Source organism: Flavihumibacter petaseus NBRC 106054 (genome assembly GCF_000974785.1).
GTDB classification, from domain to species: Bacteria; Bacteroidota; Bacteroidia; order Chitinophagales; family Chitinophagaceae; genus Flavihumibacter; species Flavihumibacter petaseus.
Genome location: NZ_BBWV01000002.1, coordinates 907,332 through 930,208, shown reverse-complemented (window position 1 = coordinate 930,208; position 22,877 = coordinate 907,332). Strand labels below are relative to the sequence as shown.

General features: G+C 50.0%; 16 protein-coding genes. 9 read left to right on the top strand and 7 right to left on the bottom strand.

Annotated elements, in window-relative coordinates; all coding sequences use genetic code 11:
- Position 1: 1 nt before the first annotated feature.
- On the bottom strand, positions 2 to 751 hold the full coding sequence (locus FPE01S_RS13940) for a menaquinone biosynthetic enzyme MqnA/MqnD family protein (protein WP_052955783.1): 750 nt from the start codon (positions 749 to 751) through the stop codon (positions 2 to 4).
- 22 nt (positions 752 to 773) lie between these two features.
- Here FPE01S_RS13940 and purB point away from each other — a divergent pair, with 22 nt between their 5' ends.
- Positions 774 to 2,135 carry an adenylosuccinate lyase gene (gene purB, locus FPE01S_RS13935; RefSeq protein WP_245624004.1) on the top strand — a complete coding sequence of 454 codons (1,362 nt, stop codon included), beginning with the start codon at positions 774 to 776 and terminating at the stop codon, positions 2,133 to 2,135.
- Between the two features lie 6 nt (positions 2,136 to 2,141).
- On the opposite strand, the gene FPE01S_RS13930 is transcribed toward purB, so the two are convergent.
- Positions 2,142 to 3,767, bottom strand: coding sequence for a peptide chain release factor 3 (locus FPE01S_RS13930; protein ID WP_245624003.1), 1,626 nt, complete (start codon positions 3,765 to 3,767; stop codon positions 2,142 to 2,144).
- A gap of 28 nt (positions 3,768 to 3,795) precedes the next feature.
- On the opposite strand from FPE01S_RS13930, the gene FPE01S_RS13925 reads away from it, so the two are divergent.
- The 3 genes from FPE01S_RS13925 to ctlX all read left to right on the top strand — a co-directional run bounded on the left by FPE01S_RS13925 (position 3,796) and on the right by ctlX (position 7,112).
- A complete protein-coding gene (locus FPE01S_RS13925; RefSeq protein WP_169749168.1) occupies positions 3,796 to 4,617 on the top strand; it encodes a universal stress protein in 822 nt (273 codons plus the stop codon).
- Between the two features lie 120 nt (positions 4,618 to 4,737).
- Complete coding sequence (locus FPE01S_RS13920) at positions 4,738 to 6,183, top strand: arginine deiminase family protein (RefSeq protein WP_046369537.1); 1,446 nt, start codon at positions 4,738 to 4,740, stop codon at positions 6,181 to 6,183.
- 20 nt (positions 6,184 to 6,203) lie between these two features.
- Positions 6,204 to 7,112 (top strand): citrulline utilization hydrolase CtlX, encoded by a 909-nt coding sequence (gene ctlX / locus FPE01S_RS13915; protein ID WP_245624002.1) that lies wholly within the window; start codon positions 6,204 to 6,206, stop codon positions 7,110 to 7,112.
- Here the strand turns inward: ctlX and FPE01S_RS13910 are convergent, their stop codons facing one another.
- A complete protein-coding gene (locus FPE01S_RS13910; RefSeq protein ID WP_046369535.1) occupies positions 7,113 to 8,015 on the bottom strand; it encodes an SDR family oxidoreductase in 903 nt (300 codons plus the stop codon).
- Between the two features lie 171 nt (positions 8,016 to 8,186).
- Here FPE01S_RS13910 and pfkA point away from each other — a divergent pair, with 171 nt between their 5' ends.
- Together pfkA and pyk are read left to right on the top strand one after the other, a co-directional pair.
- Entirely contained in the window at positions 8,187 to 9,173 is a 987-nt protein-coding gene (gene pfkA / locus FPE01S_RS13905) for a 6-phosphofructokinase (RefSeq protein ID WP_046369534.1), read from the top strand.
- Positions 9,174 to 9,210: 37 nt separating this feature from the next.
- Complete coding sequence (pyk, locus tag FPE01S_RS13900) at positions 9,211 to 10,701, top strand: pyruvate kinase (RefSeq protein ID WP_083990257.1); 1,491 nt, start codon at positions 9,211 to 9,213, stop codon at positions 10,699 to 10,701.
- Positions 10,702 to 10,779: 78 nt separating this feature from the next.
- On the opposite strand, the gene FPE01S_RS13895 is transcribed toward pyk, so the two are convergent.
- A complete protein-coding gene (locus FPE01S_RS13895) occupies positions 10,780 to 11,466 on the bottom strand; it encodes a copper homeostasis protein CutC (protein WP_052955781.1) in 687 nt (228 codons plus the stop codon).
- 7 nt (positions 11,467 to 11,473) lie between these two features.
- The gene (locus FPE01S_RS13890; RefSeq protein ID WP_046369533.1) at positions 11,474 to 12,499 is read right to left on the bottom strand and encodes an isoaspartyl peptidase/L-asparaginase family protein; all 1,026 of its coding nucleotides are present in this window, start codon (positions 12,497 to 12,499) and stop codon (positions 11,474 to 11,476) included.
- An 84-nt stretch (positions 12,500 to 12,583) separates the two neighbouring features.
- Between FPE01S_RS13890 and FPE01S_RS13885 the strand changes: the two genes are divergently transcribed.
- The 3 genes from FPE01S_RS13885 to FPE01S_RS26250 are packed head-to-tail and all read left to right on the top strand — an operon-like array spanning position 12,584 to position 17,745.
- Complete coding sequence (locus tag FPE01S_RS13885) at positions 12,584 to 14,470, top strand: CocE/NonD family hydrolase (protein WP_046369532.1); 1,887 nt, start codon at positions 12,584 to 12,586, stop codon at positions 14,468 to 14,470.
- A 25-nt stretch (positions 14,471 to 14,495) separates the two neighbouring features.
- Positions 14,496 to 16,832, top strand: a complete 2,337-nt coding sequence (locus FPE01S_RS13880; RefSeq protein WP_046369531.1) for a glycoside hydrolase family 20 protein — start codon at positions 14,496 to 14,498, stop codon at positions 16,830 to 16,832.
- A gap of 16 nt (positions 16,833 to 16,848) precedes the next feature.
- A complete protein-coding gene (locus tag FPE01S_RS26250) occupies positions 16,849 to 17,745 on the top strand; it encodes a GNAT family N-acetyltransferase (RefSeq protein ID WP_245624001.1) in 897 nt (298 codons plus the stop codon).
- 75 nt (positions 17,746 to 17,820) lie between these two features.
- Here FPE01S_RS26250 and FPE01S_RS13870 read toward each other — a convergent pair whose 3' ends face one another.
- Complete coding sequence (locus FPE01S_RS13870) at positions 17,821 to 19,380, bottom strand: SusD/RagB family nutrient-binding outer membrane lipoprotein (RefSeq protein WP_046369530.1); 1,560 nt, start codon at positions 19,378 to 19,380, stop codon at positions 17,821 to 17,823.
- 24 nt (positions 19,381 to 19,404) lie between these two features.
- The gene (locus tag FPE01S_RS13865; protein WP_052955780.1) at positions 19,405 to 22,866 is read right to left on the bottom strand and encodes a SusC/RagA family TonB-linked outer membrane protein; all 3,462 of its coding nucleotides are present in this window, start codon (positions 22,864 to 22,866) and stop codon (positions 19,405 to 19,407) included.
- Positions 22,867 to 22,877: the final 11 nt, after the last annotated feature.

Genomic DNA, 22,877 nt, shown 5'->3' with positions numbered 1-22,877 from the left:
TTCATAGATTCATTTCCTTAAGGTACTCCAGGTACTTAGCCAGGCCTTTACGGCGTTCTTCCGTTAATTCATAAGCTATGTACCGCGTGTAATATTCCATGAGGTCAAAGTCCGTAAAGGGATGCGTTTTTACAACGCTTTCCAGCCGGTCAAGTCCGTACCTGTTCAACGCATTGAAATGAACTTCAAAATCCTCTTCCAGCGGCTTGTTGCTCACCCAGGCTGCAAACACGAAGGGCAGTCCCGTGAAATCCTTCCAGGCTTCACCAAGGTCATAAATATAGGGAGACACCTGCCGCTGCTGCAAAGCCCTGTCCCCGATTACGACACCGGCTGTCGTTCCCTTGATCCTGTCGCGAAAATCATCCCGGGTATCGGTCAGTGTCACCTTCTTCTTCCAGTATTTTTCCAGCAGGATCTTTGCCAGCCGCACGGAAGTACGGCTCTGGTAATCCAGCAACACTTCCGTGATTTCGGCCAGTGGTACTTCACTGAAAAGGCATACCGAGGCAACCGGGCCATCACAGCTGATGCCATAATCGCCTACAATATGATGGTATTTAAGCCGGGGAATGACCGCTACCGGTACCAGCCCGAGGTCAATTTCGTCGTCGATCAGTTGTTGCGCGATATTGGCGGGAAAATCAACAACAAGGTCTATTTCGTCCAGCATCAAACCCTGTTCCAGTCCATATATCAGGGGTTTCGTATTCATGTAGCTAACCGCTCCTACTCTTATTTTTCTGTCCACCCGCTTTAATTTAATTTCGCAAATGTACAGCACTACTATCATGGAACTTCAATCACTTACTGCGATTTCCCCTATTGACGGCCGTTACCGTCAGCAACTTCAGCACCTGGATGACTATTTTTCTGAATATGCCCTGATGAAATACCGGGTTATCATTGAAATAGAATATTTCCTTTTCCTGGCGGACAAACAATTCTTCAAATTGCCTGCGAAAGCCAGGAAATACCTGAAGGAAGTGGCTGAAAATTTCAGTACTGCAGATGCACAGGTCATTAAGGATACAGAAAAGATCACCAACCATGACGTCAAGGCGGTGGAGTATTTCGTTAAGGAAAAACTGTCGGCCTGTGGCATGGATCAACTGAAAGAGTGGGTGCATTTCGGGCTCACGTCACAGGATATCAATAATACCTCCGTTCCCCTGTCGTGGAAACACGCTGTTGAATTTGAATACCTGCCTTCGCTGCTGAACCTCAACAACCAGTTTCAGCTGCTGGCGGAAGAATGGCGCAACATTCCCCTGCTCGCGCGTACGCACGGGCAGCCGGCAAGTCCCACGCGGCTCGGGAAAGAACTGATGGTATTCGTGGAAAGGATCGGCAACCAGGTAGAACTGTTCATAGCCGTTCCCTTCTCCGCCAAATTCGGTGGCGCTACCGGCAACTTCAATGCACATCATGTCGCCTATTCCAAAAAAGACTGGGTGACACTGGGAAATGCATTTGTTGAATCCATCGGGTTGCAACGGCAGCAGTTCACCACCCAGATCGAACATTACGACAACCTGGCGGCCCACTTTGATGCCATGAAACGCATCAACAATATCCTGATCGATTTCTGCCGGGACATCTGGACCTATATCTCCATGGATTATTTCAAACAGAAAACCAAAAAAGGAGAAGTAGGCTCATCTGCCATGCCGCATAAAGTCAATCCCATTGACTTTGAAAATGCAGAAGGCAACCTGGGGATTGCGAATGCGCTGCTCGAACATCTTGCCGGGAAGCTGCCGATCAGCCGCCTGCAGCGGGACCTTACTGACAGTACCGTACTGCGCAATATCGGCGTACCGTTTGCACATGTTATCCTTGCCATCCGGTCTATCGAAAAAGGGCTTTCCAAACTGGTGCTCAATGAGAAGAAGATCAATGAAGACCTTGAAAACAACTGGGCGGTAGTAGCAGAAGCTATTCAAACCATTTTACGCCGGGAAAACTATCCCCAGCCATATGAGGCATTGAAAGAACTGACCAGGGGAAAATCCGCCATTGACAAGAAAGCCATTCACCAGTTCATCTCTTCACTTAAGATCAGTGCAGAACTGAAAAAAGAACTGAAACTGATCAGCCCGCAGAATTATACCGGTGTTGTTCCGGAATATTGATCCGGACTATTCCGCTTTGTGAATTTCTGAAGTGAAATGAAACTCGATATCGGGATTATTGGTACGCTCGGTATTGAGGAACCATTCACTTTGCGCGAGGTACACCAGGTGACCGTCTTTGTCTTCAGCAATATTGGCTGATTTGAAGCGGGTAAAATCCTGGAGTTTCTGTTCGCTTTCACTGGTGATCCAGCAGGCTTTGTAATAGGGCTGCGCCTTGAAATCCACTGAAGCGCCATATTCATGCAGCAGGCGGTACTGAATAACTTCGAACTGCAATTCACCCACGCAACCAATGATCTTCTTGTTGCCGCCAAATTGTGTGAACAACTGGGCCACCCCTTCATCTGTCAGCTGCAAAAGACCCTTCTCCAGCTGTTTGGTCTTCATCGGATCCTTATTCACCACTTCTTTAAAGATCTCGGGTGAGAAGGATGGAATGCCGGTGAAGTAGAATGATTCTCCTTCCGTGAGGGTGTCGCCGATCTTGAAGTTCCCGGTATCAAACAGACCTACGACATCCCCCGGGTAGGCTTCTTCAATCACATCCTTGCTCCGGGCAAGGAAACTGTAGGGGTTGCTGAATCGTACATCTTTCTGCAGGCGGACATGTTTGAAATACTTGTTGCGTTCAAACTTGCCGGAACAAACCCGGAGAAATGCAATCCGGTCCCGATGCTTCGGGTCAAGATTCGCATGTATCTTAAAAATGAAACCACTGAATTTGTCTTCTTCCACATTCACCAGCCGCTTTGTCGTTTCGCGGCTGCGCGGTGTCGGGGCGATGCGGATGAAAGTATCCAGCATTTCCTTCACACCGAAATTATTCACGGCACTTCCGAAAAATACCGGCGCCACTTTACCGGCGAGGTACTGATCCACATTCAGTTCACCATGCACGCCATCTACCAGCTCCACGTCTTCCCGGAGAACAGCGGCATCACGGTCGCCCAGTTTCTGATCCAGAACAGGATCAGTGAGGTCCTGCAGCTGCAGTACATCATCATCGTCGGCCTTCGTATTCGCCGTGAACAACCGGATGTTTTTATCGTGCAGGTTATACACCCCCTTGAAATCCTTGCCGCTGTTGATCGGCCAGGTCATCGGATGCAGTTGAATGCTGAGTTCCCTTTCCACTTCTTCGATCAGGTCAAACCGGCCCTTACCATCACGGTCCATCTTATTGATGAACACGATCACGGGAGTGTCGCGCATGCGGCAAACCTCCATCAGGCGACGGGTTTGTTCTTCGACTCCGTTGACACTGTCGATAACAAGTATTACACTGTCTACAGCGGTAAGCGTGCGGTAAGTATCTTCAGCAAAATCCTTGTGGCCCGGTGTATCCAGCAGGTTGATCAGGATGCCCTGGAATTCAAAGGTCATCACGGAGGTCGCAACCGAGATTCCCCGCTGCCGCTCTATCTCCATGAAATCGGAGGTGGCGTGCTTTTTGATTTTATTGCTTTTCACCGCACCGGCAGTCTGGATCGCACCTCCGAAAAGGAGTAACTTTTCGGTTAGTGTCGTTTTCCCGGCATCGGGGTGGGAAATAATAGCAAAACTGCGGCGGCGCCTGATCTCGGAATGATATTTCATGACGGGCGCAAAGGTAACCAACACCTTGCTCATTTTCAGTATCTTTAAAAAAAACTGGTTTATGTACAACTTCCTGGTTCCCATCGACTTTTCGCATACAGCCAAAAACGCAGCCAAGTTCGCAATTGACATGGCCAGGGACTTGAACGATGTGCAGGTTACCTTGTATCACCTGCTGGATCCGATCGCTGCAGGGTCAGACGGCACCCCGCTGGATATTGACCTTGATGACCGGATTAAGGTAGCAGAGGTGGCTCTTTCCAACCTGGCTACCGAATTGGGCGCTCCCGCCAATACCCGTACGATTGCCGCTGATGGCGTATTCCTGATCGACGACCTGGCAGAGTTTGTACAGCAGGAAGGAATTGATATGGTGTTTATCGGGCTCACCGGAGCCAGTGGCATCGAACACCTCCTGATGGGAAGCAACGCCATCCGGATGGCCAATGAAGCCGTAGCACCCGTCATGATCATACCTCCCGATGCACAATACCGCGGACTGAAAGCGGTTGTTTTTGCTACTGATATGAAAGATGTACGGATCAGCACGCCCATTAACCAACTGAAAGCATTCCTGCGGATCAGCAAGCCTGCCCTCCTTGTGATGCACGTTGATAAGAATGCCCAATATGCAGAAAGCGCCAGCTACCTGAAGGAAAAAGCCGACCTGGAAGAGATGCTGGATGGATTTCAACCCATCTTCCACTTTATTCCGCAGGACGATTTTGTGGAAGCTGCCGATCAGTTTGCCACCGCACACCAGGTGGATTGTGTGATCACCGTTCCGCGCAATCACTCTTTCCTCGAGGGTCTTTTTGCCCCGCATTACACCAGAAAACTCGCTTATCATACCCATATACCGCTGCTGGCTATTCACGAATAATTCCCTAGCTTTGTTTTCTTCATGTTACAACCGGCTGCCATATTCGCTGATTCAGCGATCGCCTAGCTGCGATCCCTCCCCCATTTGCCGGAACCCTCTCTTTTCTTTCAATCACGCCATATGCCAAAAGAAACAGCATTTGCATTTGTTACCAATGAAATCGGAACATTAAGAAGACTACTTGTACACAGCCCTGACAGCGGAATCGGAAAAGTGGTGCCTTCCAAGGCGCAGGACTGGTTATTTGAGGATATCGTACACCTCGACACCATCCGCCGCAAGGAATACGACTACTATACCAAGATTTTGCTCTATTTCCTGGATCCTGAACTGATCAAAGGCAGGTTACACGAGGTCGACGCCAAATCAGCCTCGCGCAATTTTTACAAACCGGGACATAAAGATTTTTACCGCAGCGATAAGGTGATCGAATTGCAGTGGCTGCTTGAACAGATCCTGGAAGACCGGGAGATCAAACTTACCCTGGTTGCTTCCGTGTGTGCTGTGGAAGGGTGTTCGTATACGGTGCAGCAGGAATTGCTTGCCTATGCCCCGGTTGAACTGGCCCGCATTTTCATCAGCGGCACCAACGCAAAAAAACAGATGCTGTTCGCACCGATCCCCAATTTCATTTTTACCAGGGATATTGGCATCACCATCAACAATCACCTGCTGCTGAACAAACCAGCCAAAAAGGCCCGCACCCGCGAAGCGCTGCTCGTTCGCTATATTGTATTCAATCACCCGCTTTTTGAAACGCTCCGCAACAACATCATCGAATTACCGGACACCCACCAGCATTTCCTGCTGCCGAAAGAAGGCGACGACCGTAAGGTTACCCTTGAAGGCGGTGACGTAATGGTGGTCAGCAAAGATCATGTGCTGATCGGGGTAAGTGAAAGAACGAGTATGGAAGCAGCGCACCTCGCTGTGCATGCCCTGTTCGAAAAAAGTATCGTGAAAAAAGTTTCTATTGTGAAGATTCCCAAGAAGCGGGACTACATGCACATCGATACCATTTTCACCCAGGTCAAACGCAATGTCTGGGTAATGCTCGGATCCTTCTCCAAGAAGGCTGTTAAAAAAGAAGACGCAGATATCGTTCAGCGGATCCTGGAAGGCAAAAAAGAAGAGAACAAGATTAAAATACTGCAGTTCCGCAAAAAGGACCTGGAGAACCCGGTACATTTTGATACCCTGGAAGATTTGCTGACAGATATCAGCCGGAATGACCTTGGATCAGACGAAAAAGTGCGTTTTATCTATTCCGGCAATAACGAGTTTCCATTTGATGCGCGCGAGCAGTGGACAGACTCCTGTAACGTGCTGGCACTGAAAGAAGGTGTGGTGTTGGGATATGACCGCAACGACAAAACAGCGGATGCTTTTGAAGCTGCGGGTTTCAGGATCCTGCATGCGAAAGACCTGCTTGACCAGCTGGAATCAGGCACCACGCAAACCGAACAGCTGTCCGATTGCCTGATCCTGATGCCTTCAGCAGAACTATCCCGTGCGCGCGGTGGCTTTCATTGCATGAGCATGCCCCTCTACCGCGATCCGATTTGAGCACCCTTTAAAACAAGCCTGTGGCAACATCCCATCTACTCATGATACGTCCGGTGAATTTCAGTTTCAATGCTGAAACCGCCGTCAATAATGCCTTCCAGGTACCAGGGCAGGCAGCTGGCGCGCAGGAAAATGCTGCCGGAGAATTTGATCACTTTGTCACCTTGTTACGGTCAAAAGGAGTTGACGTAACGGTGATAGAAGATACACCTTCCCCCTATACCCCAGATTCCATCTTCCCGAATAACTGGATCAGTTTTCATGGTGATGGTGCTATCGTACTGTACCCGATGTATGCACCCAACCGCAGGGCAGAACGCAAACCGCATATCCTGGAAACACTTTCCCGGAAATTCCTGATCAGTAATACGATAGATCTGACAGGGGAAGAAAATGATAACCGCTTTTTGGAGGGAACCGGTAGTATGGTATTGGACCGCGACAATAAAATCGCCTATGCCTGCCTGTCTCCCCGCACCAACAAAACAGTACTGGAAAGATTCGGCAGCCTGATGGGCTATCGCACCGTTGCTTTCACCGCAACCGACCAGCAGGGGATGCAGATCTATCACACCAATGTGATGATGTGCGTTGCAGATGAATATGTGGTAATCTGCCTGGATGCCATAACCGACCCCGAAGAACATGTGCTGGTTCAGGAAACTATCCGGCAGAGTGGTAAGGCGATTGTCCCTATTACTATGGATCAGATGAATGCTTTCGCCGGTAACATGTTGCAGGTAAGCAACGCATCCGGAACAAAATTCCTGGTAATGAGCAGCCAGGCTTATAAAGCATTGACGCCGGAACAGGTAAGGATGCTGGAAAAATTCAACGGCATCCTCCATGCGCCGCTAGACACGATCGAAACCAATGGCGGCGGCAGCGCAAGATGCATGATGGCAGAGATCTACCTTGAACCCCGCTGATCACTGACCGTCTTCCGTTGTCATTTTTTTGATATGGTCGGCAAATTTTCCTGGCTGGAAACCCAGTTCCTTTTTCGCTTTGCTGATATCGAAACCGGTCAGCAGCGGACGTTTTCCCGGTTGGGTAAATGAATCGGCAGTAACCCGTGTCAGCAACTGACCATCGAACCCACCCTGCGCTGCGATGGCCAGTGCCATCCGGTAAGGCGTCATCCTTTCTTCGCCGGAGAGGTGCCAGAGGCCCTTTGCGCGTTGACGGATCACCAGCAGAATACCGGCTGCGAGGTCTTCCACGGCCGTGGGTGTGCGCCACTGGTCATCCACCACGTTAATAGGCTTTCCGGCTTCCAGGGATGACCGTACCCAACTGAAAATGTTCTGCCTGCCCCCTGGTGTGGCGGCACCATACACCAGGCAGGTGCGGATAATCGCCCAGTCCATCGCTGCTGTTTCCACCAGCGCCTCCGCTTCCACCTTGGTATGACCATACCAGCTGATGGGTGCCGGTTCATCAGTTTCGATATACATTCCTTTCTCACCGTCAAATACAAAATCGGTAGACAACAGGATAAAAAAGCTGCTGAACGATTCAGCGTCGAGGAGCAATCTTGCAGTTGCTTCCACATTCATTACATGTGCTTCATTCTGACGAAGCGCGCATTCATCCACCTGCGTCATTGCGGCGAGATGCACCACCACCTGTGGCAATTCTTTCTCCATCACCATCTGCAGTTCAAACGGATGGGTGAGATCTGCGGGATAATAATGCAGGGAAGGGTCAGTCATATTTAATCTTGAAGGACCGCGGCCAGTGGCGATCACGGTGTATCCCTGCTGCAGCAACAGTTTGATCAGTGCCTGCGCCACCATTCCGTTGGCACCGGTTACCAGTATTTTTTCCATCGATACAATTCCATTTTCAGAAAAACTAACAGGCGTAAGCCCCAATTGTGTAAAATAGACATCAACGCCCTGCGGATTTGTTAAAGGTAAGAGGCAAATCCTTATTTTTGGCGCGCCAAACGAAGCTAAGACGCCACTATGTATAAGTTAAACCAAACCAACTAAATCTAAATGAACGACAGAAAGGTCACGAAAATCGGGGTTTTGACCTCTGGAGGTGATTCGCCTGGTATGAACGCTGCCGTAAGGGCAGTAGTGCGTACCGGTTTGTACCATGGACTGGAAGTATTTGGCGTTATGCGCGGTTACAGCGGGATGGTGGAAGATGATATTTTCCAAATGGAATCCCGCTCTGTAGCCAATATCATTCAACGGGGTGGCACTATTCTGAAAACTGCCCGATGTAAAGAGTTTTTCGAATATGAAGGCCGCAAGAAGGCTTATGACAACCTGAAAAAACGCGGCATCAATGGTCTCGTCGTGATCGGCGGAGACGGAAGTTTCAATGGCGCACTCAAGTTCAGCAAGGAGTTTGACATTCCCTGCATCGGCCTGCCGGGCACTATTGATAAAGACATTGCCGGAACAGATTTCACTATTGGTTTCGATACAGCCGTAAACACGGCGGTGGAAGCGATCGACAAGATCCGCGACACTGCTGATGCGCACGACCGCCTTTTCATCATTGAAGTAATGGGCCGCGACGCCGGTTACATTGCATTGCACAGCGGTATTGCAACAGGTGCAGAGCACATTCTGATACCGGAAAAGAAAACCGATATCGACGATGTGGTGAACAGCCTGGCCGAAAAAGAAAAACGCCGCAAACTGGTAAACCTGATTGTGGTTGCGGAAGGAGATGAATTCGGTGGTGCAGAAGAAGTTGCCAAGCACGTGAAAGCCAAACTGCCGAATGTAGATACCCGTGTCTGCATCCTGGGGCACATCCAGCGTGGCGGGTCTCCCACCTGCCTCGACAGGCTTATCGCCAGCCGGATGGGTTATCATGCAGTGGAGTCGCTCCTCATCAACAGGCACAATGTAATGGTAGGCATCCAGAACAACAAGATGCACTATACCCAACTGGAATATGCCGTAAAGGCCAAGCAAAAAATCAACGAGGAATGGATGAAGATCGTTAAGATCCTCGCCTCCTGACCCCCATCCCTAAGCAAGCAACGAATAACAGCATTTTATGTCAAAGAACGCTTCGAAATACCTGCACCAGCAAATGGACAAAGAAGCAGGCAGGCAGCACGCCTTCAAGAGAACAAAAATTGTAGCGACTGTTGGTCCCGCCTGTGACACTTACGATAAGCTGCTGGCCCTGGTAAAAGCCGGTGTGAACGTATTCCGCCTGAACTTCTCGCATGGCTCCCATGAAGACAAGGCCCAGATCATTTCGCATATCCGCAATATCAATAAGACCGAACCGTACAACATCGCGATCCTGGGTGATCTCCAGGGCCCCAAACTGCGGGTAGGTGAAATCGCCAACAACCTGCTGGTACTGAAAGAAGGTGATATCCTCACCTTTACCAATACCAAATGTGTAGGCACGATGGAGAAAATCTATGTGAGCTATCCCAATCTCCATGCAGATGTAGTGGTAGGCAACCGGATCTTTATCGACGACGGCAAGATCGAAGTGGAAGTGGTAGAGATCACTGCTGACAACGAGGTGAAGGTGAGGGTAACCCTTGGTGGCAACCTTTCTTCCAAAAAAGGCATCAACCTGCCGGATACAAAGATCTCGCTTCCTGCACTCACAGAGAAAGACCTGGTCGATCTCGATTTCATCATCGAACAGAAACTGGATTGGGTAGCCCTCTCCTTTGTGAAGCGTGTAGAAGATCTCCGTGACCTGAGAGCCATTCTCAACCGTCACGAAAGCAAATCAAAAATCATTTCAAAGATCGAGATGCCTGAAGCCATCACCAATCTCCGGGACCTTATCCTGGAAAGCGATGGCGTGATGATCGCCCGCGGTGACCTCGGCATTGAAATCCCCATGGAGCAGGTTCCCCTGATCCAGAAAGATATCATCCGGAAGTGTATGCACCGGGCCAAACCGGTAATCGTAGCTACGCAGATGATGGAAAGCATGATCGACCGCGTTAAACCCAACCGCAGCGAAGTGACCGATGTCGCCAATGCAGTGATGGAAGGCGCCGATGCTGTGATGCTGAGCGGTGAAACAGCCACAGGGCAGCACCCTGTACTGGTTATTGAAACCATGAGCCGGATCATCCGTGAAATCGAAACAAAAGCATATTACTATAACAGGGAAGACGATCTGACGCCGCAACCTCACTCCCCCTCGTTCCTCAGCGACGCCATCTGTTACAACGCCTGTAAAATTGCCAAAGACACGAACGCCGATGCGCTGGTGGGCATGACCCAAAGCGGCTATACCGGTTTCATGCTTTCCAGTTACAGGCCCCGTTCCCCGCTGTATATTTTCACCAAGGAAAAATCGCTCGTTAACCAGCTTAGCCTGTCATGGGGTGTACGCGCTTTCTTTTATGACGAAGAAGAAAGCCTCGACGATATCCTTTCAGACCAGATGGAAATCCTGAAGGAAAGAGGATTTGTGAAGGCTGATGACGTGGTGGTAAGCACAGGCAGTACGCCGGTGAGTGAACACCTTCCGACCAACGTGCTGAAGATCAGTAAAGTCAGATAAAGTACCAGCACTACCCTGGGGTCGTCTATAAAAAACGCTCCTGCAGCGATGGTTGCAGGAGCGTTTTTTTATGCTGCATCAAGCGTCGACGGCAGCCCTCAATGCGATGATTTCGTGAACATCCACGGAATAGGTTCCCGTTTTTTCATCCAGCTTTCTGGCAGAACTATGGAACTCCGACAATCCCAGTCCGGTTTTTAACTGCCCGATATTATGGGAACGGATCCCCGCTCCCGGCAGGATGATGATCCGGCCATCTGCTGACTGAACACAGGCTTTCAGCCGATCGATGCCTTCCGGCGCAGTCGGTGCACCGCCTGACGTCAGAATACGGTTGCAACCAGCCCGGATAATGGTTTCCAGCGCAGGAAGATAATCTGCTATCTCATCAAATGCACGATGAAAGGTGACCTCCATCGGATAGGCCAGCTCCACCATTCTTGCCGTCTTGTCATAGTCAACAGCACCCGCTGCATCCAGTACACCGATCACCACACCATCCAGCCCCGTGTCCCTGGCCAGCCGGATATCCTGCATCATGATATCGATCTCTGATTCCGAATAATGGAAATTGCCACCGCGGGGACGAATGATCGGAAAAATGGGCAGCGTAGTTGCTTCCCTTGCTGCACGCATCATCCCGTAACTGACGGTAGTTCCGCCTTCATGCGGATTGGCACAAAGTTCAATCCGGTTACCGCCATGCTTTTCAATCAGGCGGCAACTCTCCAGGTCGAAAGCGATGATCTCCAGAATACTTTCCATAACGACATTATAAAACGTGTTTGGCATCTATGATGCGCGCGCCGTTGGCATCATGAACGGCATAGTTGAAACCGGCGGCAACAGAATAGCCACCTACTTCACCCGCCTTGTTCACCGCTACAAATCCTGCCTGCAGGTTCTTTGATTTTTCAAGACCGTTCCTTTTGATGATCCGCTCGCACGCTTTTTTACAGGCCTCTTCCGGTGACAGCCCGTTGCGCATCATTTCAACGATCACATGTGCTCCACAGATCTTTACGATCTCCTCCCCCACGCCCGTACAGGAAGCAGCACCCACTTCATTGTCAACAAACAGACCCGCACCGATAATGGGAGAATCCCCAACCCTGCCCGCCATTTTGAAAGCCATCCCGCTGGTGGAGCAGGCGCCACTCAGGTTACCCTTGCCGTCAAGCGCCACCATGCCGATAGTGTCGTGATTAAGCATCTTCTTACTCTTCTGCGTACGTTCCTCCACGGTGATCATCGGGTCGTATTTTGAAGTCTTCAACCAGTTCTTCCAGGCTTTCTCCGATTCAGGTGTCAGCAGGTTCACTTTTTCAAAACCCTGTGACAGCGCAAACTGCAAAGCACCTGCCCCTACCAGTTGCACATGGGGCGTTTTTTCCATCACCTTGCGGGCAACCGAAACAGGATGCAGGATATGTTCGAGGCACATCACCGCGCCGCAATTGCCGTTTTCATCCATTACACAGGCATCCACCGTCACCCTGCCATCGCGGTCGGGGTAACCGCCATAACCAACGCTGGTATCGTTAGGATCGGCTTCCGGAACCCAGACACCCTGTTCGCAGGCATCCAGGGCACTTCCGTTAGCAGCCAGTACTTTCCAGGCTGCGGCATTTGCCTTCGCATTCGGCGCCCAGGTAGAAATGACAATGGGTTTACCCGCTTCAGCATTCCTGGCTGCCGCAGGTTCAGTTGCAGGAACAGCCGCAGCGCCTTTCCTTGCCAGCAGCACGCCAAGCGATCCCAGGATCCCCTGCTGCAAAAATTTTCTCCTGATCAGCATATCATCTAATTTGGGCGTCAAATTAAGCCAATTCAGCAATCATTTCTTTACATTTATAACTAGTCAATACAATAAAGGGCTACCATGATTAGAGTGCTATTCGCAGCATGTTGCTTTTTGCTCATTCCTGCCTCAATTTTAGCGCAATCCCAGAATTTACAGGACTCCGCATGGATCCGCGACAATTACACCAAAACAGAAACCTACATTCCCATGCGGGATGGGATCAAACTGTTTACAACGATCTATGCGCCCCGCGACAAAACGGAAAAACATCCGGTCCTCATGAACAGGACGCCCTATTCCTGCGCGCCCTATGGCAGCACCAGATGGCGAAACCTGTGGGACCCCTACTGGCGTTACTATTTCCGCGAAGGGTACATCATCGTGTTGCAGGATGTGCGGGGAAGATGGATGAGTGAAGGCAACTTCGAGGATGTGCGTCCCTTTAACAAAAACAAAAAAGGCAAAGAAACCGACGAAGCAAGTGACACCTACGATACCATCGACTGGCTCCTGGCAAATGTTGCCGGCAACAATGGAAGGGTCGGTGTATTCGGCATCTCCTATCCGGGCTTCTACAGTACCATGGCTGCAGCAAGCGGCCACCCCGCACTGAAGGCAGTCAGCCCGCAGGCGCCGGTCACCGATTGGTTCATGGGTGATGACTTTCATCACAATGGTGCACTCAGCCTGATGGACGGGTTTAATTTCTATGCCGGCGGCTTCGGTTATCCCAGGCCGTTACCCACAACCGTTGGACCCCGTAACGCACTGATCATTCCCAGGAACGACAATTACCAGACCTTTCTCAACATTGGTGCACTGCCCAACTTCATGAAGCTTACTGGTGACAGTATCGCTTTCTGGAAAGACCTGTACAACCATCCCAATTACGACAGTTTCTGGATGGCACGCGACGCCAGGACCGCGATGTTTAATATCAAACCCGCCATGCTGGTCGTCGGCGGACTGTTTGATGCCGAAGACTGCTTTGGCGCCTGGAACCTCTATAAGGCAATCGAAAAACAAAGTCCCGGTACCGACAACCGCCTGGTGATGGGCCCATGGTTCCATGGCCAGTGGGGCGGCCGCGGGGATGGCAGCAGCCTCGGCAATATCCGTTTTGGCAGCCGCACCTCCGAATGGTACCAGAACCAGGTGGAACTACCCTTCTTCAACTACCACCTCAAAGGAAAAGGTACAATGGACAGCCTCGCGGAAGCAACGATATTTTTTACCGGGCGCAATGAATGGCAAACCTTCAAAACATGGCCGCCTGCCAACAGCCGGCAGCGTTCCCTTTATCTTTTGCCCAACGGACTACTGGCCTGGACCAAGCCCCTGTCAGCAAAAGCAGGCACTACTTATACCAGCAACCCGGCCAAACCAGTGCCCTATACGGAAGACGTCCACTTCAACCGCACGCGGGAATACATGACCGACGATCAGCGCTTTGCTTCACGGAGACCGGATGTGATCACGTTTCAGACCGAGGCGCTTGACAGGGACCTGACGCTTGGCGGAGTGCTCACCGCCGATCTGCATGTGGCCATCAGCAGCACTGATGCCGATTTTGTGGTGAAACTGATTGATGTTTTTCCAGATGAATTCGTTTACGCCGATGACCATGAAGAAGATAAAGACTATCCCATGGGAGGGTACCAGATGCTGGTTCGCGGCGAGATCATGCGCGGAAAATTCCGCAAAAGCTTTTCCAACCCCGTTCCTTTTAAACCCAACCAGCCCGACCAGGTCACTTTCAACCTTCCTGATGTAGCACACACTTTTAAAAAGGGACACCGCCTGATGATCCAGATCCAAAGCAGCTGGTTCCCGCTGATGGACCGTAATCCACAGCAATTCATGAATATTTACCAGGCCAAAGACAGCGATTTCAAACCTGCGGAGATTACCATTCTCCACGATTCAATGCATCCTTCGGCCATTATCCTTCCCGTTCTGGAATAAACTACCATATATAACAAATATCCCCATGCGCAAATTTTTCGTTTTGCTTGCCGTGACTTCCGGCCTTGTGACTATTTTGCAGGCTCAACCGGTACATATCGTACCTGAACCGGCATCAATGATCCAGCCACGTATTGCTGCCAGGTACACCATTACGCCTTCCACCAAAATCTTCCTGGATGGGTCCGGACTGGAAAAATCCGCCCGTTACCTCAATGACTACCTGAAAAAGATTTACGGCTTCGAACTGAAAGTGGAAACCGGCTCAGGAAACGGTATTGTACTCAATTATGAAAAAATTGAGTACAAACTGGAAGGTGCCTATAACCTGCAGGTGAATCAGAAGGGCGTTTATATCGCCGGCGACAATGAAACAGGGGTTTTCTACGGTGTACAGACGTTGCTGCAATTGCTTCCTGCTGAAGGGAAACCGAAAAATCTTTCCCTTGCCTATGTAAACATCAAAGATTATCCGCGTTTTGAATACCGCGGGCTTCATCTCGACGAAGGCCGTCACTTTATGGGCAAGGACTTTGTAAAGCGCTATATTGACTATATCGCCTTTCACAAGCTGAACTATTTTCACTGGCACCTGACCGAAGACCAGGGCTGGCGGATCGAAATCAAAAAATATCCCCGGCTCACGGAAGTGGGTGCCTGGCGCAACGGTACCGTCATCGGCAGATTCCCCGGTACAGGAAATGACAATATCCGCCGCGGAGGTTTCTACACCCAGGATGAAATCCGCGAGATCGTGAAGTATGCCGCAGACCGCTATGTGACCATCATCCCGGAAATAGAAATGCCGGGGCATGCTTCTGCAGCAATTGCCGCCTACCCTGAACTGAGCTGTTTTCCGGATGAACCTACGATCCGGTATTACCCCAAGGCTTCAGCCTGGGCCGGTGACTCCACAGGTAAGCAGGTGATCCAGAGCTGGGGTGTTTATGACGATGTATTCGTTCCTTCCGAGAACACTTTCAAATTCCTCGAAAATGTGCTGGATGAAGTGCTGGCGCTTTTCCCGTCAAAATACATTCATATCGGCGGAGATGAATGCCCCAAAGAAAACTGGAAACGTTCGGAATTCTGCCAGCAGCTGATCAAAGAAAAAGGATTGAAGGATGAACATGGCCTGCAGAGCTATTTTATCGGCCGCATGGAAAAATACATCAATTCCAAAGGGCGGAATATTATCGGCTGGGATGAGATCCTGGAAGGTGGCCTTGCGCCCAACGCACTGGTGATGAGCTGGCGCGGTGAAGAAGGCGGTATTGCAGCTGCGAAAGAAAACCACCAGGCCATCATGACGCCGGGCAACTATGTTTACCTCGATCACAGCCAGAGCCGTAATGAAGACAGCGTAACCATCGGCGGCTTTACACCACTGGAAGAGATCTACGGATACGAGCCGATCCCTGCCGAACTTCCGGCAGACAAAAACGATTTTATCCTTGGCGCGCAGGCAAATGTGTGGACGGAGTATATGAACAATCCCAGGAAAGTGGAATACATGATCTTCCCCAGGCTCGCCGCCCTGAGCGAACTGCTATGGTCACCAAAGGATAAAAGAAACTGGAAACAATTCGAACAGAAAGTACCTACATTGATGCATCGTTATGACCAGTGGGGAGCCAATTACAGCAAAGCCTATTTTGATACCAAAGGCACGGTTGGTGAAACAGGCAATAACAAGGGTGTACAGTTAACCCTGGAATCCGTTGCACCAGATGTACAGGCCAGTTACCAGTTCACTGCAGACGGCAAAGCGGTGGGCAAAAAGAACCATTATGCGAAACCGCTGGTGATCACGGAAAGCGGGCTGCTGACGGCATGGAATGAAATGGGTGGAAAAACTGTAGGCGCACCCGCCAATTTCCATTTCAACGTCAACAAGGCGACGGGAAAAAAGATCCAGGTTACCACTCCCCCATCTAAAAATTACGGCGGACAGGGCGGTGCATTCGGACTGGTGAACGGCCTGCGTTCAGACAAAGGCATGAGCAGTCCCGAATGGCTGGGCTGGCATGGTGAAGATTTTGAAGCAGTGATCGATATGGGCGCGGTGCAGCAATTCACCAATGTAAACCTGCATACCATTGCCGCTAAAGGCTCCTGGGTGTATGCGCCGACCAGTCTCGAACTGTGGACATCCAATGACGGTAAAGAATGGAAACCAGCCGGAAAATCCTCTGCCTTTCTGCAAATGGACTTCAATATGGGTTTTCTGTCCATACAGGTTCCCAATGGAGCGGCCCGGTATATTAAACTGAAAGCTGTTAATTTTGGCGAGATTCCATCCGGCGCAAACGGCGAAGGCAAAAAAGCCTGGCTGTTTGTAGATGAGATCGAAGTTATCTGATCAAAACAACAGTAATATGCCTTTCACCATACAACCCGCTGTGGAAGCCGATTACGATGCCATTATAGAACTGTGGGAAGCCTCCGTAAGGGCTTCCCATCATTTTTTACCTGAAGATGATATCCTTTTCTTTAAACCACTGATCCGCCAGCAGTACCTGCAGGCAGTGGACCTGTATTGTTTGCGGTCGCCGGAAGATCAGATCAGCGGCTTCCTGGGACTCAGCGAAGACAAAATAGAAATGCTGTTCATCGATCCGGCAGCCTTTGGCCGTGGCTATGGCAGGCAACTACTCGATTTTGCCGTTCGTGACCGGAAGATCCGTAAGGTTGATGTGAACGAACAAAACAGCCAGGCCGTCGCCTTTTATCAGAAAATGGGGTTTAGGACCGTCAGTCGGGACCCGTTCGATGGCATGGGTAAACCTTATCCCATCCTGCATCTTGAGCTGGAGCCATTGCGATTGCACCGATGCGACTCAGGCCATCCTGATTTTATAACGCTGGTTCGTTTGCTGGATGCCGACCTCGCGGTGCGGGACGGAGCGGATCATGCATTTTACCATCAGTTCAACACCATTGCTGCCCTGCAGCATTGTGTGGTGGCATATCTTGGCGACCGTGCAGCCGGCTGCGGTGCATTCAAGCCTTTTGATGCCGGAAGCGTGGAAATTAAAAGAATGTATGTGCTGCCGGAGTACCGGGGAAGGGGTGTTGCGGCAGCGGTATTGCAGGAACTGGAAACCTGGGCAAGGGATTCGGGTGTTTTGCATTGTGTGCTGGAAACCGGGAAGAAGCAACCTGAAGCGATTGCGCTTTACCGGAAGTCGGGCTATCAGCAGATCCCCAACTATGGCCAGTATGCAGGAATAGAAAATAGCGTCTGTTTCAGGAAAGATATTGCCGTTTACTGAACTGTGCAGGTGATATAAAAATGGAAGCCGCCTTAAAAGGCGGCTTCGTCACTTGACTGAAATGATGAAAAGAACCTATTTATCCCACCAGACTTTTGTGGTCATGGTATTGGCGCCCTGGCGGCTGATCGCTTCCTGCAGGTTCTGACCATTGGCTGAAGCTTCAGCAGATGGATAAACCATGCGGCGCGGAATTTGTCCGCCGGTGGCGTTTCCTATATAGTTTACAGGTACCAGTTCCGGATAGCCTGTTCTTCTCCAGTTGGCGAATGTTTCGTACCAGTCGAGGAAGTTGGCTGCCCAGTATTGGGTACTGATCTGCTCAACACCGTTTGCACCATCATAAGGGTGCGCGGTGAGGTAAGCATCAGCCTGAGCGTCGGTAATAACAGCACTGGTGTTGTATTGGACCAGTTGTTGCATGGAAGCTTTAACCCCGTTCCTGTAGTAGGTGGCGGCATCGCCCCCAACGCTCCAGCCAAGCTGGGCTGCCTCAGCCAGGAGAAGGTTACTCTGTGCGGCAGTAACGAGGAAAGTTGGTCCCGACAGGCTCAGGAGTATGTCTGCCCGGATAGTAGTGTAATTGTTGATATCATCTGGAAAATCCGGGGCGTTCTTAATATCGGTTGCAGTACCATTCTGATCATAGCCATTTGGCATCCCGATCTGATCCGCCAGCGCAGAACTTCCCGTGGATTTCACCTTCCCGATCCATTGCAGACGCGGGTCGTTATTGTCTTTCATGAAATCAACAAAGGTCTGGGAAATGAAAACTTCACCGTTGGTAGTGGCACTCCACTCTCCTGCCAGGATATTGCTGTTGCGGTTTACGGTTGAACGGCCGCCGGATTCATCATGCAGGATGAAGGCATTGTCTGTATTGCTGAGGATCACGCCACCTGCAGCAGCTTTTTCTACCCAGGCTCTGGCAGCATCAGGCTTGGCCCTGGTCAGGCGCATCCCCAGTCTTAACATCAGAGAATAGGCCAGCTTCTTATATTTCTCAATAGTCTGTTCATGACCCTTGTAGATAAGATCACCAGGTCCAGGCTGATCTCCGGCGGGATCAAGAGCAGCTGCTGCTGACTCAAGTTCCTTCAGCATATCGTCATAGATAGCCTCCTGGGTATCATAAAGCGGCGTAAAAACACGGTCATAATACCCCCGTCCGGCCTGTGAATAGGGAACATCACCATACAAATCGGTAATGCGGTGCATAATCATCACACGAATGATTCTTCCTATCTGATGAAGGTTCGCATAGAGGGGGTTGTCTTTAGTGATTTCGATCAGGTCAGATACATACTTTACCTGGTCGCGGTAAGCAACGTCAAAATAAGACGAGGCCCAACCGTCATTCTGTAGATATTTATCACCGGCATACCAGCTGGTATTGGCCAGTTGCTGCATCATCATACCGCAGTAAATGATGTTTACGCGCCATGTTTCATAACTGAAATCACTGTTGCCGGTATATTCCAGCTGGGCCCTTGTCAGGTTATAAACCGGTATGTACACTTCTGAAGTTACAGCGTTGCGGTCGGTATTCAGGCTTTCAAAATCCTTGGTACAACCGGCAACCATCAGTACTCCTGCAAGCGAAGCGGTGAATATGAATTTATTAATTGCTTTCATCGTTCAGTTTTTTGATGTCTCAGATTAGAACTTGATGTTCAGGTTTAAGCCATAGGACCGTACGCTGGGCAATGCGGCATATTCCAATCCCTGGGCATTAGAGTTGTTGTAGTTCGACTCCGGATCGATATTGTCCGTTTTCCGGCTGATGTAAAAGAGGTTTCTGCCTACGAGTGAGATAGACAATCCCTGCACTTTGTTCTTGAGGATCCTGGCAGGAAAATTATAGCTCAGCGACAGGGATCGGAATTTGATAAACGACGCATCATTCACCTGCAAGGCAGAAATTTTGAACAACTGATTATAGTAGTCTTGTGCATTGAGATGAGCTGTTTTGGGGTTTCCCGCTTCATCCACACCAGACACATCAATTCCCTCTTCGCGACCTTCCAGTGTCTTTTTGTGCAATCCACTGGAGTATGCCACGGCGTCTGTACCGGAGTAAATAACGCCACCGGATTTAAAATCGATCAGGAAAGCCAGGGCCCAGTTCTTATAAACAAATTCATTGCTCCAGCCACCGGTGATTGGCTGAACACCAGTTCCCAGTGCAACCAGGGTGTCAGCAGGAAGCGGATAGCCGCTGCCATTCAATACCAGGTCGCCTTTTGCATTGCGTTTGAAATCAAATCCCATTACCTGGGCATAAGGCAGGCCAACCCGCTGGTGAATGTATCCGTATTCCGTACGTGATTGGGCCATATCCATAAAATATTGCCCTTCAGCAAGACTCACAATCTTGCTCTTGTTGTTGGCATAATTGAAAGTTGAGGTCCAACGGAAGTTTTTGGTTTTAACTGGTGTACCACCCACCATCAGTTCAACACCTTTATTTTCCAGCTTACCTACGTTTACTACCGCATCGGCATATCCGGAAGTAAGGGATGTTGTTCCGTTGACAATATCGTTGAGTGTTTGCTTGTTATACCAGGAGAACTCTGCAAACAGCCGGTTGTTAAAGAATTTCACGTCTGCACCAATTTCAAGTTCCTGAACCTGCAGTGGCTCGAGTGCAGCATTGGGAATGCTGTTCGGCATCTGGCCGATGGGCTGACTGGTAACAGCACCATTGGTGGAATAGTAAAGTTTGGTTTGATAGGGAGCTGCGTCACTTCCCACTTTTGCAAAGCCTGCCCTTATTTTACCAAATGTCAGAATCCTTGATTTGAGATGTTCCGTAAAGATGTATGCGCCACTGATGGAGGGATAGTTGTAGGAATTATTCCCGGGGGGAAGGGTACTGGACCAGTCGTTCCGGTCAGAAAAATTAAGGAAGAATGTATTCCGGTAAGAAAGCTCTGCAGCGCCATAAATTGATTGCACTTCACGACGCGGCTCGAAGACTGTAGCCCCCCTGGAAGTAGCTGCAGTGGGGTTGTACAGGTAAGGGAAGGCAAGTCCGTTTGCATTTACCGCAATGTTCTTACCGTTCATGCGGAGGAGGTTTGCCCCGGCAGTAATACCCAGCGTAAGATCCTTTACGATCTCTTTGTTAAACCCAACCAGCAAATCAGCATTCATTTCATTGAATGTGTTGGAACTTTCATTGTTCAATTCTCCGCCAGGTTTATAGGCTGTTCCGGTTGGTGTGATCTGGTGCGCATTGAAGGCGAAAAAATCATTGGCGATCCTTGCCTGGAAATACAACCATTCAACAGGAGCAAAACGAAGTGCGGCAACACCAAGGATCCTGTCTTTCCTGGTATCGTTTTCAAATTTTGCCGATGCGAAATAGGGATTGGTCGTCCATTCACTGGCGTTGAATTCAATCTCCTTTCCTCTTTCATCATAACCCGGAGCAAGGAAATTGGCATTTACGTTTGGTGGAAGAAAGCCGATGGCATAGTTACCATTGCCGGGAGCATCACTTAGTCCGGTGCGATTTTGTCCAACCTCTTTCGCATAGGTGACATTCGCCATACCTGACCATTTCTCGTTAAGTTTAAAATTGAGATCAAGGTTTACATTGTTCCTGTTGTATTTGGAATTGGGATAAATTCCCTTATTCCTGACGTCACCGAAAGACAGGCGGAAGCCCACATTGTCACTTCCCCCTGACAACGCAAGGGTATTGCTGTAGGTCGAGCCCGTATTGTAAAACGCTTTGTAATTGTCGCCGGAAACATAGGTATAAGGCTGCTGCGACCCATCAAAAATATAGGATGGTGTACCATCCAGTTTGGCACCCCAGGACAGCAATCCGGATTCCATGGCAGCATTAGCTGTTTCAGGTTTGAGATTATATTTTCCCTGCCCGTAAGTAGTCTGGAAGTCGCGGAAATCATTGGCTTTATCCCACATGGCATTGCTGTTAAATTCAATACCCAGTGCTTTTTTACCTTTACTGCTTTTTGTTGTAATCAGGATTACACCATTCCGGCCGCGCTGGCCGTACAATGCAGCCGCAGCACCACCTTTCAGTACGGTCATTTCATCAATATCGTCAGGGTTGATGCTGGAGAGCCCGTCACCCAGATCTGCACCACCCCACTTGCCGGCACTACCCAGGTTGTCGTTGTTCATGGGAATGCCATTAATTACATACAGCGGCTGGTTGTTTGCGTTCACATTTAATGAGCTATTCCCCCTGATAGTTACCCGGCTGGAGCCACCGGGGCCGGTTAAGGGAGCTGTGCTGTTTACACCGGCCACCTTACCCACCAGGGCATTTCCGACATTGATCTCCCTCGCCTTGGTCAGTTCGTCACCGTCCACTTTTGCAGTAGAATACCCCAGCCGGCGCGCTTCCTTTTTTACACCCAGTGCGGTAACTACCACTTCGTTCATCTGCTGATTTGCCGCTTCCAGGAACACTACAAGATCCTTATCCTCTCCCACGGTGATCATCTGGCTGGTATATCCGACAGAAGAAATAATAATGATATCTCCCTTGTCGGCCTGGATGGCGAACACACCATTCTCATTGGTTGAAGTTCCCCGCGAGGTACCTTTAATTGCAACGGAAGCATTGGCAACAGGTTGTCCGGTTGCTGTTGTTACCCTACCCGTAATCGTTTCAGCAAATGCCTTCAATACGGAAACATCCGGTTGACCGGCTGCCAGCTGATCCACCATGGCCGGCGGAAGCGCATCACTGGTCTTCTTTTCATCCTTGCCGTCGGTGATCACATAGGTGTTCGGCGACAGTTTTTTGTACTTCAGTCCGGCGCTTTTCAGTACGTCACGCAGTACGCGCTCTACATCTTTGTTCAGGTCAACAGGTGTGGTAATGGTTTTTTTAGCCAGCTCAGGATTTGAAAAAAGGAAGTAAACTCCTTTCTTCTGATTGAGTTCCTTTAACACGTCAAAGAGTGTTTTTTCAGCAGGCAGGTTGCTCTGGTTGTTGTTGCCGGCATCTCTGTTGAATGGTGTCCGGTTGGCAGCCAGGTGTGCATAGCCGTCCTGGGCCTGCGCCCCGGCTATATAACCCACGTTGGCAGCGAGCAACGTCCATAGCATTTTTTTGGCGATGGTAGCATTTCTCATAATGCAGTAGT